At 38.8% G+C, this 17,824-nt stretch carries 17 protein-coding genes; 10 read left to right on the top strand and 7 right to left on the bottom strand.

The features are described 5' to 3' along the window. Position 1 precedes the first annotated feature (1 nt). The 7 genes from ACY2RU_RS11575 to ACY2RU_RS11605 all read left to right on the top strand — a co-directional run bounded on the left by ACY2RU_RS11575 (position 2) and on the right by ACY2RU_RS11605 (position 10,017). Positions 2–2,305 carry a beta-N-acetylhexosaminidase gene (locus ACY2RU_RS11575; protein WP_490138623.1) on the top strand — a complete coding sequence of 768 codons (2,304 nt, stop codon included), beginning with the start codon at positions 2–4 and terminating at the stop codon, positions 2,303–2,305. 2 nt (positions 2,306–2,307) lie between these two features. Further along, on the top strand, positions 2,308–3,012 hold the full coding sequence (locus ACY2RU_RS11580) for a copper homeostasis protein CutC (RefSeq protein WP_490138624.1): 705 nt from the start codon (positions 2,308–2,310) through the stop codon (positions 3,010–3,012). A 130-nt stretch (positions 3,013–3,142) separates the two neighbouring features. Further along, positions 3,143–3,634, top strand: a complete 492-nt coding sequence (locus ACY2RU_RS11585; protein ID WP_490138625.1) for a GbsR/MarR family transcriptional regulator — start codon at positions 3,143–3,145, stop codon at positions 3,632–3,634. A 14-nt stretch (positions 3,635–3,648) separates the two neighbouring features. Beyond that, positions 3,649–4,773, top strand: a complete 1,125-nt coding sequence (locus tag ACY2RU_RS11590) for an efflux RND transporter periplasmic adaptor subunit (protein WP_490138626.1) — start codon at positions 3,649–3,651, stop codon at positions 4,771–4,773. 16 nt (positions 4,774–4,789) lie between these two features. Then, the gene (locus ACY2RU_RS11595) at positions 4,790–7,927 is read left to right on the top strand and encodes an efflux RND transporter permease subunit (RefSeq protein WP_490138627.1); all 3,138 of its coding nucleotides are present in this window, start codon (positions 4,790–4,792) and stop codon (positions 7,925–7,927) included. 5 nt (positions 7,928–7,932) lie between these two features. Continuing rightward, entirely contained in the window at positions 7,933–9,351 is a 1,419-nt protein-coding gene (locus tag ACY2RU_RS11600) for an efflux transporter outer membrane subunit (RefSeq protein WP_490138628.1), read from the top strand. Positions 9,352–9,426: 75 nt separating this feature from the next. Further along, positions 9,427–10,017 (top strand): TetR/AcrR family transcriptional regulator, encoded by a 591-nt coding sequence (locus ACY2RU_RS11605; RefSeq protein ID WP_490138629.1) that lies wholly within the window; start codon positions 9,427–9,429, stop codon positions 10,015–10,017. Here the strand turns inward: ACY2RU_RS11605 and ACY2RU_RS11610 are convergent. From ACY2RU_RS11610 to ACY2RU_RS11625, 4 genes are read right to left on the bottom strand one after another with little or no spacing between them, the layout of a single operon-like run. Continuing rightward, a complete protein-coding gene (locus ACY2RU_RS11610) occupies positions 10,014–10,514 on the bottom strand; it encodes a YciI family protein (RefSeq protein ID WP_490138630.1) in 501 nt (166 codons plus the stop codon). The two genes, ACY2RU_RS11605 and ACY2RU_RS11610, sit on opposite strands and share 4 nt — an antisense overlap. Positions 10,515–10,570: 56 nt before the next feature. Continuing rightward, positions 10,571–11,041 (bottom strand): CYTH domain-containing protein, encoded by a 471-nt coding sequence (locus ACY2RU_RS11615; RefSeq protein WP_490138631.1) that lies wholly within the window; start codon positions 11,039–11,041, stop codon positions 10,571–10,573. Then, positions 11,034–11,423: a VOC family protein gene (locus ACY2RU_RS11620; RefSeq protein ID WP_490138632.1), complete on the bottom strand. Its 390-nt coding sequence runs from the start codon at positions 11,421–11,423 to the stop codon at positions 11,034–11,036. Before ACY2RU_RS11620 ends, ACY2RU_RS11615 begins: the two co-directional genes overlap by 8 nt. Further along, on the bottom strand, positions 11,420–12,079 hold the full coding sequence (locus ACY2RU_RS11625; RefSeq protein ID WP_490138633.1) for an NAD(P)H-binding protein: 660 nt from the start codon (positions 12,077–12,079) through the stop codon (positions 11,420–11,422). Before ACY2RU_RS11625 ends, ACY2RU_RS11620 begins: the two co-directional genes overlap by 4 nt. Before the next feature lie 78 nt (positions 12,080–12,157). Between ACY2RU_RS11625 and dinB the strand changes: the two genes are divergently transcribed. The 3 genes from dinB (at position 12,158) to ACY2RU_RS11640 (ending at position 15,002) form a co-directional block, all read left to right on the top strand. Then, positions 12,158–13,267, top strand: coding sequence for a DNA polymerase IV (gene dinB, locus ACY2RU_RS11630; RefSeq protein ID WP_490138634.1), 1,110 nt, complete (start codon positions 12,158–12,160; stop codon positions 13,265–13,267). Between the two features lie 44 nt (positions 13,268–13,311). Beyond that, entirely contained in the window at positions 13,312–14,103 is a 792-nt protein-coding gene (locus ACY2RU_RS11635) for a hypothetical protein (protein ID WP_490138635.1), read from the top strand. A 125-nt stretch (positions 14,104–14,228) separates the two neighbouring features. Beyond that, a complete protein-coding gene (locus tag ACY2RU_RS11640) occupies positions 14,229–15,002 on the top strand; it encodes an SH3 domain-containing protein (protein WP_490138636.1) in 774 nt (257 codons plus the stop codon). 12 nt (positions 15,003–15,014) lie between these two features. Here the strand turns inward: ACY2RU_RS11640 and pyk are convergent, their stop codons facing one another. The 3 genes from pyk to rnc form a co-directional block, all read right to left on the bottom strand. After that, positions 15,015–16,442, bottom strand: a complete 1,428-nt coding sequence (gene pyk / locus ACY2RU_RS11645) for a pyruvate kinase (protein ID WP_490138637.1) — start codon at positions 16,440–16,442, stop codon at positions 15,015–15,017. Further along, positions 16,442–16,933: an IPExxxVDY family protein gene (locus ACY2RU_RS11650; RefSeq protein WP_490138638.1), complete on the bottom strand. Its 492-nt coding sequence runs from the start codon at positions 16,931–16,933 to the stop codon at positions 16,442–16,444. The genes pyk and ACY2RU_RS11650 overlap by 1 nt, the downstream gene beginning before the upstream one ends. A gap of 140 nt (positions 16,934–17,073) precedes the next feature. After that, positions 17,074–17,817 carry a ribonuclease III gene (rnc, locus tag ACY2RU_RS11655; RefSeq protein ID WP_490138639.1) on the bottom strand — a complete coding sequence of 248 codons (744 nt, stop codon included), beginning with the start codon at positions 17,815–17,817 and terminating at the stop codon, positions 17,074–17,076. Between the last annotated feature and the right edge of the window lie 7 nt (positions 17,818–17,824).

The following is a 17,824-nucleotide window of genomic DNA, read 5'->3' on the forward strand; positions in this document are numbered from 1 at the left end:
AATGCGCACCATTCCTCTTATTCTAGTAATTTTTATTTCAAGTCTGGTTTTGAGTTGCCAAAAGGATTCGGTGATCCAAGGAAATACGTCCATCATTCCAAAACCTCAACAATTGACTGTGGGCGACGATTTTTATGTGCTTGATTTTGAAACTAAAATCAATGCTCCTGATAACTTTGAAAATGCGTATCGCCATTTACTTGGGTATCTACAAATGGGTGCCGGCTTTGGCGAGCTTTCGCCGACAGCTTCAAACGCTGATATTGTAATTCGAGAAAACACCAAACTTCCTGCCGAGGGGTATACCTTAAATATAAATGAACATGGTATTTTGATCGAAGCCAGCGATGCATCGGGAGCTTTTTACGGGGTGCAAACACTTATTCAATTACTCCCAGATGAGATGGTTGTGAATACTAAAAAAGGTATTGGCGCTGTAAGTGTTCCGTTTGTAACCATCACCGATGCTCCAAAGTTTCGCTATCGTGGAATGCATCTGGATGTAGCGCGGCATTTTTTTCCGAAGGAATTCATTAAAGAATATATTGCCCATCTCGCCTCATTAAAGATAAACTATTTTCATTGGCATCTTACCGACGATCAAGGTTGGAGAATTGAAATATTGCAATATGCCGATTTAATAACACATTCGGCTTATCGTGACGAGACGCTCGTTGGTCACTACAGTGATAGCCCGCAGCAATATGACGGGAAACGCTACGGCGGATTTTATACGCAAGAGGACGTTAGAGAAATTGTACGCTTTGCTGAGCAACATCAGGTAACCATCATCCCTGAAATTGAAATGCCTGGGCACGCGCAAGCGGCTATCAGCGCATATCCTGAGTTGGGCTGTACTGGCAAAGAGATTCCCGTTGCAACTACATGGGGCGTTTTTGAGGATATCTTTTGTCCGAATCAAAAGACCTTTGCCTTTTTGGAAAATGTTCTTGACGAGGTCATTCCGCTATTTCCGGGAGAATATATCCATATTGGTGGCGACGAAGCTCCTAAAACACAGTGGGAATCTTGCGCTCATTGTCAGAAGTTGATCAAAGACCACAATTTAAAAGATGAACATGGCTTACAAAGTTATTTTATCACAAAAAAGGAAGCTTATATCAATAGCAAAGGCAAAAAGATCATAGGTTGGGATGAGATCTTGGAGGGCGGACTTGCTCCCAATGCTACCGTGATGTCATGGCGAGGTACACAAGGGGCAATTCAGGCAGCCCGAGAAGGCCACGATGTAATTTTAACGCCAACCTCACATGCTTATTTTGATTATTATCAAGCCGAAAATGACGATGAACCTCTTGCCATTGGCGGATTTCTTCCTCTGAAAAAAGTATATGAATTTAATCCTATTCCAAAGGAATTAAACGAAGCCGAAAGTAAATTTGTGTTAGGGGCACAAGGCAATCTATGGACCGAATACATTTCTACTGAAGAACATGTGGAATATATGATCTTTCCCAGAATGCTTGCGATGAGCGAGATAGTTTGGAGCGGTCCTACGACGGAGCCAGAAACCGATTATAATGAATTTTTGACCCGTGTTGAGCAATTTAATCAAAGACTTGATCTGCAACAAGTGAATTATGCTAATCACCTTTATGATCTCAAAGGTAGCATTGTTAAAGAAAATGATACGTTGTTTTACAGCTTGTCCACAGCCGTTCCTGGAAAAGAAATACACTATGTTTTAAATGCTTCGGAAGAAAAAGTATATAAAGGAAGGATCCCAATCACAGCTTCATCAAACATTCGTGCAAACGTATTTAAAGAAGGAAAAAAAGTAGGTCGAACTTTTTCCGAAGACATCCTTCTTCACAAAGGAGTTTTGGCAACTATCTCAATCAACGCCGAACCTCATAAGGCGTATAGCGGTAGTGGAAAAAACGGCCTTATTAATGGTGTGGTTGGCAGCAATACGAGATACGGAGACAGCGAATGGCTCGGGTTTTGGGGCGATGATCTAGAAATTACGCTCACCTTCCCCGAGCCACAAAAAATTGAAAAACTTGATCTGCGGTTTTACAATGCAACCGGACAATGGATCTATGCACCTCCTCTAGTTTTAGCCACAGCCAAGCTCGAGAATGATAAAGACGTTTCAATAGAAAATGTTGTAAACATAAAAGATGAGGATCCCATTGCAACGAGCTCTATTTCCTTTCAAACTAAGGATGCGTTAATCAAAGAAATTACACTTGTGATTCCTAGCTATGGGATGATTCCCAACGGACTCCAAGGCGCGGGAAATAAGGCTTGGACCTTTATTGACGAAATCATAATAGAATAAGTATGGTCGTAGAAATTTGCGCCAATGGTATTCAAAGCGCCCAAAATGCTCAATTAGGTGGCGCAGACCGCATTGAATTATGTACACAATTGGCTGTTGGCGGACTCACACCTTCCCACACTGAAATACGCACTGTAGTTAACACACTTACCATTGAAACGCACGTCCTTATTCGTCCGCGTAAAGGTGATTTTATATATTCTGAACAAGAATTACAGCATATGATCGATGCTATAACATTCTGCAAAAATGCAGGGATTAAAGGTGTAGTAAGTGGCGTTTTGACTTCGGAAGGGAATATTGATGTTGAAGCTACTTCCCGACTCATTGCCGCTTCCGAAGGAATGTGCTTTACATTCCATCGCGCCTTTGACGCATGTAATCATCCTGAAAAGGAAATAAAAACATTGATCGACTTAAAAGTAGATCGACTTTTAAGTTCGGGGCAACAACACAAAGCGATTGACGGATTGCCGCTGCTTAAAAAACTACAATTGCTTGCCAGGGATCAACTTGAGATCATGCCTGGGAGCGGCATAAATACAAGCAATGTGCTTCAATTTAAAGACGCTGGGTTTGAGAGCATTCATCTTTCGGCTACTTCAAATAAAAACCTAGTGACCAACACCAAATCTTTTTTTCAAACTGGTTCTGAAGGCATTTCAGACACTGCGACAATCAAGGAAGTAGTTGGCTTATTCAAATAAGTATTTCGTTTAAATTCCTGCAAAAACCACAATTTCAACCCCTTTAAATTTTTTAACGAAATATTAATATAGTATTGGTTCGGTATGTTCCGAACCAATACTATATTTGTCCAATATTTAATTCCTGATTATGAAAAATTGTTCTACCGAAAAATGCCAATTGATCGAAGAAGTTGGAATCAACCTTGAAGATCGTCACGGTTTTGCGCCCCTAGCTGCGCGTATTTATGCATTTATGATCCTATCTGATGATCACGGGCATAGTTTTGAAGAATTTGTAGCGATGACCGAGTCTAGTAAAAGTTCGGTTTCTACCAATCTAAATTTATTAGTACAATTAAAATTTGTTGAATATTTTACAAAATCGGGTGATCGAAAACGCTATTTCAGACCCTCTAAGAACTACCTAAAGATCACGCTTCAAGAGTATTTGCTATCGGCACAGAAGGAGTTGAAAATTGTTGAAAAGATCAACAAATATAATTGTAAGCATCATCCTGAGAAATTTGACAAGAACGAATCTATTGGTCTCATTTTTCAGCAATACTTAATGTCTCATCAAGAAAATCTTAAAACAACCATTGATAAAATGGTTCAATTTCATAAAAACAACGCCTCTTAAAAAATCAACTTACCATGAAAAAAATACCTTTTTATATATTTATTCTCTTCGGATTGCTCTTAGTTTCTTGTAGTGACCAAGACAAAGAACAAGCTGCTGCTGTAAGACCGGCAATGGGTATTCCGGTTGCACAAATTGCAACGAAGACGGTTACTGGGTTTAACACGTATCCAACAACTATTGAAGGAATCATTAACAGTGAGGTGAGAGCCAAGGTTTCTGGATATGTTCAGAAAGTGTATGTTGATGAAGGACAAAAAGTAAGCAAAGGACAAACCCTATTTAAGTTAGAGACTCAATCGTTAAGTCAAGATGCGGGTGCCGCTAAAGCACGTGTAAATGCAGCTCAAGTTGAGGTTGACAAACTTATTCCGTTGGTTGAAAAGAATATCATAAGTGCCGTTCAATTAGAAACTGCGAAAGCAAATTTGGCGCAAAGCAAAGCAAATTATAACAGTATTGCGGCGAATATTGGCTATGGAACCGTTAAAAGTCCGGTAGATGGTTATGTAGGTTCAATACAGTTTAGAGAAGGTTCCTTGGTGAGCCCCAATGACCAAACACCATTAACGGTAGTTAGCGATATTAAAAAAGTATATGCTTTTTTCAGTTTGAATGAATCTGATTATTTAGATTTTCTTCAGAATACAAAGGGGGAAAATCTGGAAGAAAAGATTGCAAATTATCCGGAAGTCAATTTGATTCTTGCCAACGGAAAAACCTATTCAGAAAAAGGTAAAATTGAAACCAGCTCTGGTCAAATAAACTCAAATACAGGAACGGTAAGCTTTAGAGCGGTTTTTGACAATCCAAATCAGTTGCTAACAAATGGTAACAGCGGAAAAATTCAAATTCCTATCGTGTATGAAAATGCCATTGTTATTCCGCAGGAAGCCACCTACGAGCAACAAGGAAATATCATGGCATTTAAACTTAAAGAAGACAACACGGTTGCTTTAACGATAATCAAGGTGAAAGCGTCGATTTCAAATTTATATGTTGTTGAATCGGGTATTGAGGAAGGGGATAAAATTATTGTTTCGGGCGTAGGAAAATTACGCAATGACATGCCAATTACACCTCAAGAAGTAGCTTATGATAGCATCATTACCCCTATCAAAACCTTATTTAAAAACTAATTAGATCCCTGTCATTATGTTAAAAACATTTATTGAAAGACCCGTACTTTCGACGGTAATTTCTATCATTATAGTTGTACTTGGCGTTATAAGTATCACAAGTCTACCCATAGAGGAATATCCAGATATTGCACCTCCTACGATTAAGGTAACAGCTTCGTATCCTGGTGCTAATGCTGAGACCGTTTTAGAAAGTGTTATCATTCCTATTGAAGAGCAAATCAATGGTGCAGAAGGTATGACTTACATTACTTCTACTGCCACAAACAATGGAACGGCAGAGATCACGATATATTTTAATCAGGAAATGGACGCAGATATTGCGGCGGTTAACGTACAAAACCGTGTAGCAAGAGCAAATCCCTTATTACCGCAAGAAGTAATTCAAACAGGAGTAACGACGCAAAAGCAGGAAACTAGTGCTTTAATGTTTATTTCTATGTATTCTGAAAGTGATGATTACGACGCTACATTTATTCAGAATTACTTAAAAATTAATGTTATTCCTGCCATGCAACGTATTAGTGGTGTTGGAGATGTTAGTGTCTTCTCGCAACAAGATTACGCGATGCGTATTTGGTTAAAACCCGAAAAATTAGCAGCCTACAATTTAATTCCTTCAGACATTACCGCGGCCTTACAAGAGCAAAATTTAGAAGCCGCAGCTGGTTCCTTAGGACAAAATAACGGGGAAGCATTTTCGTATACCTTAACCTATAGTGGTCGTTTTAAAGAGGAAAAACAATATGGCGATATTATAATCAAGGCTTTAGGCAATGGCGAATTTCTTCGTTTAAATGATGTGGCAACTATAGAATTAGATGCACAATCGTATTCTGCTAACGCTATGAGTATGGGAAATCCTGCGGTGTTTATGGGAATCTTTCAAACCAAAGGATCGAATGCACAGGAGATCATTGAAAATATAAAAACAACTTTAGAGTCGGTTAAAGCAGATCTTCCAGAGGGCTTAAGCATTTTTGTGCCTTACGATACAAGCTTGTTTTTAAATGCATCTATAGAAAAGGTAATTACAACGCTTTTAGAGGCTTTTGTACTGGTATTTTTAGTGGTATTCCTCTTTTTACAAGATTTTCGTTCTACTTTAATCCCAGCAATTGCGGTTCCCGTATCTATTATTGGGACATTCTTTTTCCTAAACGTTTTTGGGTATTCAATTAACTTATTAACGTTATTTGCTTTGGTCCTTGCAATTGGTATTGTGGTTGATGATGCCATTGTGGTTGTAGAGGCGGTACATGCCAAATTAGATGAAGGCGAAAAGAGTGCCAAGAAGGCCACTCTAAACGCCATGAACGAAATATCTGGCGCCATTATTTCTATTACTTTGGTAATGGCAGCCGTATTTATACCTGTAACTTTTGTTTCTGGACCAACAGGTGTATTCTATGAGCAATTTGGAGTCACGTTAATAATTGCCATTCTCATTTCCGCAGTAAACGCCTTAACCTTAAGTCCGGCCTTATGTGCCTTATTATTAAAAGCACATAAAGATGACGAAGATTTAAAAGGTAAAAGTCCGTTAAAACGTTTTTATACACTCTTTAATCGTGGGTTTAATGCTACAGTAGATAGATACGGAAGATCCCTTCAGTTTTTATACAAAAGAAAATGGGTGCCTGCATTATTGCTAGTGTTGGCAATAGTAGGAATTTTTTATGCTTCAAAAACAACACCAACAGGGTTCGTTCCTAATGAGGATCGCGGGATCATTTTTGCAAATATTGAATTGCCTGCAGGTGCTTCATTAGATAGAACAGATGCCGTATCAAGAGATCTCTATGGAAAAATCAAAGGTATAGACGGTATTGTAGCTGTTAACTTTATTAAAGGCCGAAGTTTAATTAGTGGCGCCGGAAGTAACTACGGTTTCGGAATTATAAAACTTAAAGATTGGAGTGAACGTAAAGATCCTTCACTTTCAGTTCAAGCGATAACTGGAAAATTATTTGGGGTTGTTTCAGCAATGCCAGAGGCCAACATTATTTTCTTCTCACCACCAAGTATTCGTGGATTTGGTAATTCAGCAGGTTTTGAAGTAAACTTATTAGATAAGTTTGGAGGTGAGTTTACAGACCTGGATAAAGCAAATCAAGAATTTGCAGCGGCTTTGATGTCACATCCGGAGATCAAATATGCGCAATCCTCTTTCAACACAAAATATCCACAATATGAAATGGAGATCAATGTGCCTTTAGCCAAAGAAAAAGGGGTTCCTATTAATAGTATTTTCTCAACCTTACAAGGATATATTGGAGGCGTTTATGCATCTGATTTTTCAAAATTTGGAAAACAATTTAGAGTCTATATTCAATCATTGCCTGATGATCGAGCAGATGTTGACGATCTTAATAGCATGTATGTACGAACAGATTCTGGTGAGATGACGCCCATCACACAGTTTGTACAATTGAAACGCGTATACGGTCCGCAATCTGTAACACGTTTTAACCTGTTTAACTCTACCATGATTTCGGGTGCTACCAATGATGGATTTAGTACAGGTGATGCCATCCGCGTTATTGAGGAGGAAGTTGCAAAATTGCCTAGTAATTACACGATTGCGTATTCAGGATTAACTCGAGAAGAAGTAAGTGCTGGAAACCAGACGACCTTCATTTTTATATTGAGTATTTTGTTTGTGTACTTTTTATTAAGCGCCCAATATGAAAGTTATTTATTGCCATTAGCAGTGGTTTTTTCTATTCCTTTTGGAGTATTTGGAGCCTATATAAGCACTAAGTTTTTCGGATTAGAAAATAATATTTACTTCCAAATTGCCTTGATCATGCTTATTGGTCTACTCGCCAAAAATGCCATTCTTATTGTTGAGTTTGCCGTTCAGAGAAGGAAAAATGGTGAATCTATTGTCGATGCCGCCATCCATGGAGCCAAAGCACGTCTCCGCCCCATTTTAATGACCTCGTTTGCCTTTATTTTAGGATTAATGCCTTTGGTATTAGCGAAAGGTGTGGGTGCAGAAGGAAACAATTCTATTGGAACCGGAGCAGCAGGAGGAATGTTAATTGGAACGCTACTAGGGGTCTTTGTAATTCCTATCCTATTTATATTATTTCAATGGTTACAAGAAAAAGTTTCTAGTAAACCAGCAATACAAACTATTGAAGATTAAGAACAATGAAATCACTTCTAGAATATAAAAATATCAGTAAAAGTATCTTGATGCTCCTCGTTGCAGTAACATTACAGAGTTGTTTTGTTGCTCAAGATTATACCAGACCCGAACTACCAGAGACGGAGGCACTTTACAGAACAGATAATTTGCCAACAGATAGTCTCTCGCTTGGTGATGTGTCCTGGAGAACATTATTTACAGACCAATATCTTCAACAATATATTGAAGAAGGGCTGCAAAATAATATGGATGTTCGAATTGCAATTCAGCAAATGGTGGCAGCAGAAGCTTACGCAAAACAAGGAAAAGCAGGTTATTTACCAACCTTAAGTGTTGGACCTAATTATACCCACCAAGAACTTTCAAAAAACAGTCAGTTTGGAGCGTTTTTATCGAACACCTCAACAGATCAGTTTGACGTTACAGCAAACCTCTCTTGGGAAGCCGACATTTGGGGGAAAATACGAAGCAATAAAAGAGCGACACAGGCTGCTTACTTACAAAGTGTTGCAGGGCATCAGGCCGTAAAAACACAGTTGATCTCTAGTATTGCTAATACGTATTACAACCTCTTGGCTTTAGATGCGCAATTAAAAGTAACGAAAGAAACAATTATAACAAGAGATAGTAGTGTAACTACAATTAAAGCTTTAAAAGATGCAGGGCAGGTCACTCAAGTGGCGGTTGACCAAAACATCGCGCAATACAATAATGCCAAAGCTTTACAAGTAGATATTGAAACCGCCATTTTTAAAACTGAAAATACGCTAAGTATCTTATTGGGTAAATCACCTCAGCATTTTGAAAGAAGTGATCTAGATATTCAAAAAATTGAACAAGATCTAAATGTTGGTGTACCGGCAAGCCTATTGAGAAATAGACCCGATGTCATGTCGGCCGAATATGGATTGATTCAATCTTTTGAGCTAACAAACGTTGCTACAAGTAATTTATACCCTTCATTAACGTTAACAGCCGCTGGCGGATTTCAAAGCTTAGAATTAGACAAATTATTCAACGCAAACTCCTTATTTGCTACCCTCGTTGGTGGATTAACACAACCACTTTTAAATCAACGAAAGCTTAAAACACAAAAGGAAGTTGCCATCGCACAACAAGAACAAGCATTGCTTGAGTTTAAAAAGACCTTGTTAATTGCTGGAACCGAGGTCTCTAATGCTTTGTTTTCGTATGAATCTGAAACGAAAAAATTCGAGTTTAGAAAAAATGAGGTCGAAGCTTTACGTACAGCCGAAGCAAATTCAGAAGAATTACTAAAAAATGGTTACGCAAACTACTTAGATCTATTAACTGCAAGACAAAGTGCTTTAGGAGCTGAACTTAATATAATAGATAGCAAACTTCAGCAGTTAATATCTGTGGTTGACCTATACGAAGCCCTTGGTGGAGGTTGGCTTTAAAAGATAAATGATTTTTTATGGTTGGTTGTTTTAACCCCCGACTTGATCTATGATAATTCGGGGGTTTTAAAAAAAATGCAAAAAGAAAACGAACATACAACAAAAAGGATTCTTGCACTGTTTAAAAAATACGGTGTACGGAGTGTTTCTATGGATACCATTGCCAGCGAACTAGGGATTTCAAAAAAAACGCTATATGAACGTTATCAAAGCAAAGATCACCTCATCGAAGAATCGATCTTCTTTATTTTTAAAAAACACTTCCTCGTCCTTGACTCCATTTTAAACCAAACCAGTCCTCCTATCCAAAAGGTTATTGAAATATATCATTATGGAATTAAACAGATGATGTCATACGATTTGGCCTTTTACGCAGAGCTCCGTAAATATCATCCCGATTGTTTTGCTCTATATCAAACCAATAAAAAAACTATTCTTTTTGATATTATTAAAGAGCTGTTGGAAGAGGCCCAGCAACAAAAAGATATCCGAAAAGATATAAACCTACAGCTTTTCTGTGAACTACACCTATATAAAATAGATGAGGTCATAGCAAGTTCTGAGTTTACTAAACAGTACGCTTTGCAAGAAATATTAGATCATTTGGTAATCCATCCAATACGTGGAATCCTTACCAATCCTACCCTTTTAGAATATACATACTAACGCATTCCGTATCCTTTTCCGGCCCACCACGGACGAATTTCAATCGCTAATCTGCCAGCTTGTACCATCGGATCGAGATTCGCCAGGCTATCTGCTATCTTTAAAGTTGGCACGTTATAAATGGTAATACCCATTGTTTCGCCTTCATCTCCAAACGGACCGGATACATCGGCATAACCTTCGGTATACATACGCGTAAGATGGTTTAAGTGCAGTACTTGTAAACTATCAGCCTCGGTTTTAGATTGATCTCGATTTGGCCCTTTTTTTAAAAAAGCCATAAAATACTGCTGCATAATAAGTGTATCACCTGTGGTTTCATCTACCATCTCAAAAATTTCGAAGCCGTCTTCTTTGAGTTGTTGTATTTGAGCAGTGGCAGATATTTTTTCGTCCTCCGGACACGGTTCCATCATATACTCACGATGCACCTCAGGTTTGCATGAAATGAACGCAATAACACATCCCACTGTTGCTAATTTTATAATATCCTTCATAGTTTTTGCTTTTAGTTGATGCTTCGGAAAGTTACAAAATGATCTGCTTGTTTATATTATCGCCAGGAAGAGAAAGGGTGCTTACTAAGCTGCGAATTGTAATATTTTGTGATTCCTGTCACTTCGTTGCCCAACCAATCGGGTTTTGTAAAAATTTCATTTGCTTCGGAAAGTTCTACTTCCGCAACAACTAAGCCCTCATTATTTCCGAAGAATTCATCTACCTCAAAAATATGCTCGCCTACCGAAACTTCATACCGTATCTTGTCGATCATCCCGGGCTCACAAAGCTTAAGCAACGCCTCCGCTTCCGTTGTCGAAATCTCCCGTTCCCATTCAAACCTGCTCACGCCAGCCTTATCTGAGATCCCTTTAACCGTGATAAATGCTTGCGCTCCCTTGATACGAATACGAACGGTGCGCTCTGGATGTGTGTTTAAGAAACCTTGTACTATTCGGGTTTTCTTTTGAGCTTCTTTTTTAAATGCTTCCGAAGAAACCAAAAATTTACGTTCTATTTCAAGCATCTTTGTCTGTTTTTCGCCAAGGCGGATTTTTTCGGTTTTCTCCTGCGTGATAAATAATAAGTTGGTTTCCGTCTAGGTCTTTCAACCGCGCTTCATGCCATAACCAGGACTCTTCTTTTGGGTCTTGATCAAATATAATTCCCTTGGACTTCAATGCTGAAACGGTTTTAAAAAGGTCTGTCACCTCAAAATAAATAACGACTCCCTCCCCTTTTCTAAGTGTATCAACTTTATGGATTGAAAAAGTACTCTCCCCCTCCATACATTCAAAACGGGCATATGCATCATGTGTATGAACAATTAACCGCAGTCCGAGTTTTTTATAAAACGTGATCGCCCGTGGCACATCTAAAGATGGTATGGTAACTTGGTTTAAATTCATTTGGAAGTGTCTTGCGCAATTTCCTTGATTTTATCCGATTCGATTCTAATTTCTGAAAAACCGGTTAAAGCAACAACAGACATCGCTTTAGCGATCGTTTTTGGTTCGATAATTTTGTACTTTTTTGGAACTAAAAAACTAAATGTTCCCATAAAAAATTGCGCTAATCGCTCACCTGATCTTTTTTCAGTTCGATCGCCACCAATAAGTGACGGCTGCATGATGTATGTGTTCTTTATTCCTTGTGCCATCACATCACGCTCCATTTCACCCTTTACTTTATTGTAGAAAACACCACTCGAAGCATCGGCTCCAAGCGCCGAGATCACTACAAATGTTTTAATATCATTCGCCTTGGCAAGTTTAGCGGCACTTACGGGAATTCCGTAATCGATCTTTTTGTAGGTTTCCTTATTGGGTGTTTTTGCCTTGGTGGTTCCTATACAGCAAAAGACCACATCAGCTGTAAACGCATCTTTAGAATTCTCTAATGCAAACATATCAATAAGATGTTCCTCCAATTTGGGATGCTCAATTTCTGTAGAACTTCTTCCAAACACTTTTACCTTCTCATAGCCGTGATCATTTAGCAATAAATTTAATAATGCGCCACCCGTGAGTCCGGTTGCTCCTAAAATAATAGCTGTTTTTGGCATAGATCTACTCCTTAAATTAAAACAACAAACGTTTATTTTGGATGTGTTTGCTGTGAATAAAGATATTAAATTTACAGGATGGAGACGGCATTACCACAACGAAAGATCATTCACGTAGATATGGATGCATTTTATGCTTCGGTAGAGCAACTTGACAATCCGGAGCTCCTTGGCAAGCCTTTGGCTGTTGGCGGTGGTGGTAACCGAGGGGTTGTAAGTGCAGCGAGTTATGAAGCTCGGAAATATGGAGTGCGTTCGGCTATGAGCGGCGTTCTTGCTCGAAAATTATGTCCCGACCTTATCTTTGTAAAAACCCGTTTTGATCGCTACCATGAGATCTCTGATCAAATTAGAAAGGTGTTTTTTGAATACACCGATCTTGTAGAGCCGCTCTCGCTAGATGAAGCCTATCTCGACGTTACTGAAAATAAAAAAGGAAATCCGAGTGCTTCCCTGATAGCGCAGGAAATTCGTGCACGCATCAAGGAAAAAACGGGTCTCAATGCTTCCGCAGGGATCTCAATCAATAAGTTTATTGCCAAAGTAGCAAGCGATATCAATAAGCCTAACGGACAAAAAACAATTCCCCCAGAAGAGGTGATTCCGTTTCTAGAAACGCTAGACGTTAAAAAATTCTACGGTGTTGGCAAGGTGATGAAAGACAAAATGTATCGTCAAGGAATTTATACCGGCAAAGATCTTAAAGCGCGGTCTTTAGAATTTTTGGAGGAGCACTTCGGAAAAAGTGGCGGCTATTATTACAATATCGTTCGTGGAATCCATACTAGTAAAGTAAAACCAGAACGTACCCGGAAATCATTGGCAGCCGAACGTACTTTTAATGAAAATATTTCTAGCGAAATCTATATGATGGAACGCTTGGAGGATATTGCTAAGGAGGTAGAACGACGTCTCAAAAAAAGTAAAGTCGCAGGAAAAACCATTACGCTTAAAATTAAATACAGTGATTTTACGTTACAGACTAGAAGCAAGACGTTGGCGCTATACATTGCCAATGCTGATCTTATCCTGGATACTGTTAAAGATTTGTTATTTCAGGAGAAAATGAGAAACTCGGTACGTTTGTTGGGAATCTCTATATCAAATCTGAATAACGAAGATAAAAAAACCTCGAAGCTCGTTTCCGAAGAGAAAACGATCGACGTTCAACTTAAAATAGACTTTTGACGTATGTAAGCAAACTACTTTTTATTAATCTAAATTTTACCATTATGAAAAAAGTAGCTTATTCAATCGCGGCGGTTGCCCTAATTTCTTTATTCGCAGCCTGCAAAAACGACGTCCAAAACACCTTAACTTCAAACGAATTTCCCGCCGATGCAAGCCATGATCTTGCGGTTGCAGATATTGGGAATGCAGAAAATCCGTCTTCTCAGTATCTATATGTGACGGCACCTAGCGGTCTCACATTGCGGGAATACAACAATTTAAACAGCGATAAACTAGCGCGTATGCCCTACGGAACGCGTGTTGAGGTGCTTACTTCGGAAGAAAATGCTACCATGACCGTTGGCGGAATCCGCGGTGCCATGAACGAAGTTGCTTTTAATCACCAAAAAGGATTTGCTTTTACAGGATATCTCTCCAAGTTTTTCCCTCCTGAGCCAAATATCAATGCAAAAATTTACGCAGACGACTTGCAGCAGCTATTTCCAAATGTTTCCTTTAGTGAAACTATTGGCGGTACGGTAAGTGAGCCAGTAAACACACAAACATTAAGCCTGCCAACAACACAGTGGCATGAAGCCTTCTTTATTGCGCAGCGTTTGTTTGATTTCCCGAAAGAATTTGCTTTCCCAAATCAAAAAGGCACTAATTCTGAAACATTATTTGATGGCAAACCTAAAAAAGGAATCTGGAAAAGTGAACTTCAGATCACGCGAAAAGACAACACCTTAGAAAAAATTGAATATGTATATGGTTCAGAAACGTTTGATAGTACTGTGAGCATTGTACAAGATGGTGAAACCATGAAAATCACAAAGACAGAGACCATTAAATAGATTTTTTGCCTCATGTTTAAAAACCCGGAACGCTTTGTTTCGGTTTTTTTTGTACTGTTATTGATAATGTGTCACTTTATGTTTTCTTCGGAAAGATGCGTATCTTAGGTATAAAATGAAGCGTTATGGTAAAAAGACTAATTTTAATTGCATCCGCTAGTTTTTTTATAGTGCTGAGCGCCTGTAAAAATAGTACGGAAGAAACCTTAGTTGCAGTGCCCGAAGATGTTTCAGTTTCCGAAGCTATTCAGAAGCGACAAAACCAAACGGAATTTTATGTAATGGCTGCAAGCGGATTATCGCTACGGAAATCAAACACCACCAAAAGCGATAAATTGGCGGTTATGCCGTATGGAAGTATGGTGATTGTAAAACCTCAAACCACACAAACAAGTATTAGCGTCGATCATATTGAGGGCGTAATGCAGGCAGTAGTGTTTAACGGACTCGAAGGCTACTGTTTTAGTGGCTATTTGTCTCCGTATCCTATGCCTGTAAAAGGTGTTTCGGTGGAAGATTATGTAGAACAATTAAAAGCTAAAGATGCAGCAGTAACCTATGAGCAAAAAGAAAATGGCCCCGATTTTCATCAAGGGTATCGCGAATTTATAAAGCTTCCCAATGCTAATTGGCATGAGGCGTATTACATTGCCCAAAATCTTTTTGAGATCCCACGAAGTTTGGTGTTTCCAAATCCAAATGGCATTACTTCCGAAGTCATCGAAGAACCCACTAAGCCCAAAGATGTTTGGAGTAGTGATCTTATGATCAAGCGAAGCAATAATCAATTAGACACCATCAGTTACAGTTGGCGTGCAGAAGGCTCTGGGCGTGGCATCATTATCACCAAACCTGACCCATCACTGCTACAAATTGAGCATTTTGTGTTTGTAGATTAAGGTTGTGCTTGACTAAACCTGCGAAACCCGTAAGGTGTTCACCATTCCTTTATCAACGATCGGCATGGCTGCAAGATTGATCAAATAATCCCCCTTTTCAACAAACCCCTGCTCGTGTGCAATTCGATTTACATCTTCTACAGTTTCGTCTGTACTAACATACTTATCATAAAAAAAAGATTTTACTCCCCATAACAAGTTCAATCTAGACAAAATGCGATGATTTGACGTAAATACTAAAATATGTGCATCTGGCCGCCAGGCTGAAATTTGAAAGGCGGTATATCCACTATTTGTAAGTGTACAAATGGCTACTGCATCAATTTCATTTGCCATGGTTGCGGCGTGATAACAGATCGATTTGGTGATATACCGATTGGTTCGAATGTGCGGTGGCTCTTGTGGGACGTTAATTAGCTCACTATTTTCTACATTTTTACAGATATTAGCCATTGTTTTTATAACCTCTACAGGATATTTTCCTACGGAAGTTTCTCCACTCAACATCACAGCATCGGCGCCATCCATAACACTGTTGGCTACATCGTTTACTTCAGCACGTGTGGGCGTTAACGAAGTGATCATCGTTTCCATCATCTGGGTTGCAATAATCACGGGAATACGAGCGCGTTTGGCAGTAAGCACTAGTTCTTTCTGAATAAGAGGCACTTCTGCTGCAGGAACTTCAACCCCAAGATCGCCTCGCGCCACCATGAGTCCGTCACAATAAGCAACGATCTTATCTATATTTTCAACGGCTTCGGGCTTTTCAATTTTTGCGATAATAGGAATTTTATACTCGCTATGTGCTTCTATAATTGCTTGTAGTTCTTTAAGATCTTCGGCGTGTCGCACAAAGGAAAGTGCGATCCAATCTACTTCCAAAGAAATAGCAAAAATGGCATCCTTTTTATCTTTTGCTGTCAGTGCTGGTAATGAAATGTTTGTATTGGGAAGATTAACTCCTTTTCGCGAACGCAAGGGTCCGCCTTGGATTACTTTTGTTTTAACTTCTTTCTCACCATCGGTTGAAAGTACTTCAAACATCAATTTTCCATCGTCAAGCAAAACACGTTCTCCCGCTTTGACATCCTTCGGAAAGTTGTCATAATTCATATAAACTTTCTTCGCCGTACCTTCAAACTCTTTACCAGTACAAAACGAAATTTTATCTCCTGGATGTACAATAACCTCTTCCTTCATAATTCCGACCCGTAATTTTGGACCTTGAAGATCGGCCAGAATAGCCGTGGTGGTATTTAGCTCTTTCCCTAATTCGCGAATCATGATTATGGTCTCTTTCACATTATCATAATCGGCATGAGAGAAGTTCACACGAAAAACATTGACACCTTCAAGAATCATTTGCTTTAATATTTCTTTATCTGCGGTTGCTGGTCCTAGTGTTGCAACTATTTTGGTCTTCTTTTGGTGTGGCATCAATAAAAAATTAAATTATTTTTAGTTTTAATCGTTTCGGTATCTATGCTATATGCTGAAATAACCTGAGGAATTTCATTAATGGAGCGAACGAGTTGTTTTAATGAATCGCGTTGATCTTCCGAAGAAATTTTTAGAAAAAAATCTACATTTTTGAACTCTGGAAGCAAATAAGTGATGACAGTCTTCTCATTGGTCGAATCATCAAACAGACCCCCACTGCTTTGCAAGGTAGCTATTTTTGAGCTACAGACATTGGCTACCAAGTGAAAGGTTGTATACTTTCTTTTATCTTCAAATTCAAAGATAGGAAACATCAAATCGAGTCCGTTACTTGAAAGATCAAGGTCGACATGCCAACGCTCTAGTTGCAAACTTAGGTATTTATTTAGTAAAAAGCCCATTTTATATGCTTCTTCACTACAGTGAATAGCCAAAAGACTAAAGTCTTCTGCATCATCATCTTCTAAGATCAATTTATAGTGTGCCATTAGTATCTAGACAGAGGCATAAGTTAGCTGTTTCTATCGTTTAAAAATAAGGATACTTTCCGAAAAGAAAACGGAGACTGTGTAAAATCTATGTGAAATTATTCTTTAAAAGAACAGAATGCTCAAACGCTTTGTAAAGGTTACAACATTTCGTTGTCGATCGTAATTTGAAGCTTGTAATACGCTCTCTTTGCCGCGCGTTCCTCAGCCTTCTTTTTGGAGGTGGCCCTAGCCTTTCCAACTACTTGATCGTCTAATTGCAATTTTACTGCGAAGTGTTTAAGCGCGTCGGTTCCCGTGTCTTCATAAACCGCAAATTTGAATTTCTTCTTATTCTTTTGACACCATTCTATAAACAAGCTTTTGTAGCTTATGATCTTGCCTTCCAGTTTTTCAATATCTACATACGGCTTGATCACACGTTTATTGATAAACTTTTCGCAAAAACGATAGCCCCGATCTAAATAAATAGCACCTACGAGTGCTTCAAAAACATTTCCGTGGATATTCTCGCCAAATTGCTTTGTTGGAATCGAGGTCTTTACTAGTAAAATAAGCTTTAGATCTCTCCCAAGTTCATTGAGATGCTCCCTACTCACAACCTTTGAGCGCATTTTAGTTAGATAGCCTTCGTTTCCTCCAGGAACCTCTTTAAAAAGGTGAGAAGCGATCACAGCGCCAAGCATCGCATCGCCTAAAAACTCTAAACGTTCATAATTTTGTGAATGCCCCTCGCTATTTTTTTCATTGGTAGATCGATGCGTAAAAGCTTCTTCGTAGAGCGCAATATTCTTGGGCTTAAAGCCAAGTATCTTTTTTACCTGCAAAAAAAAATCCCCGTCTGTTGAAGAACGGGAATTAAATATGTTTTTTATGGATGCCATAGCAACG

It is taken from the genome of Ulvibacter sp. 2305UL32-6, assembly GCF_058148545.1.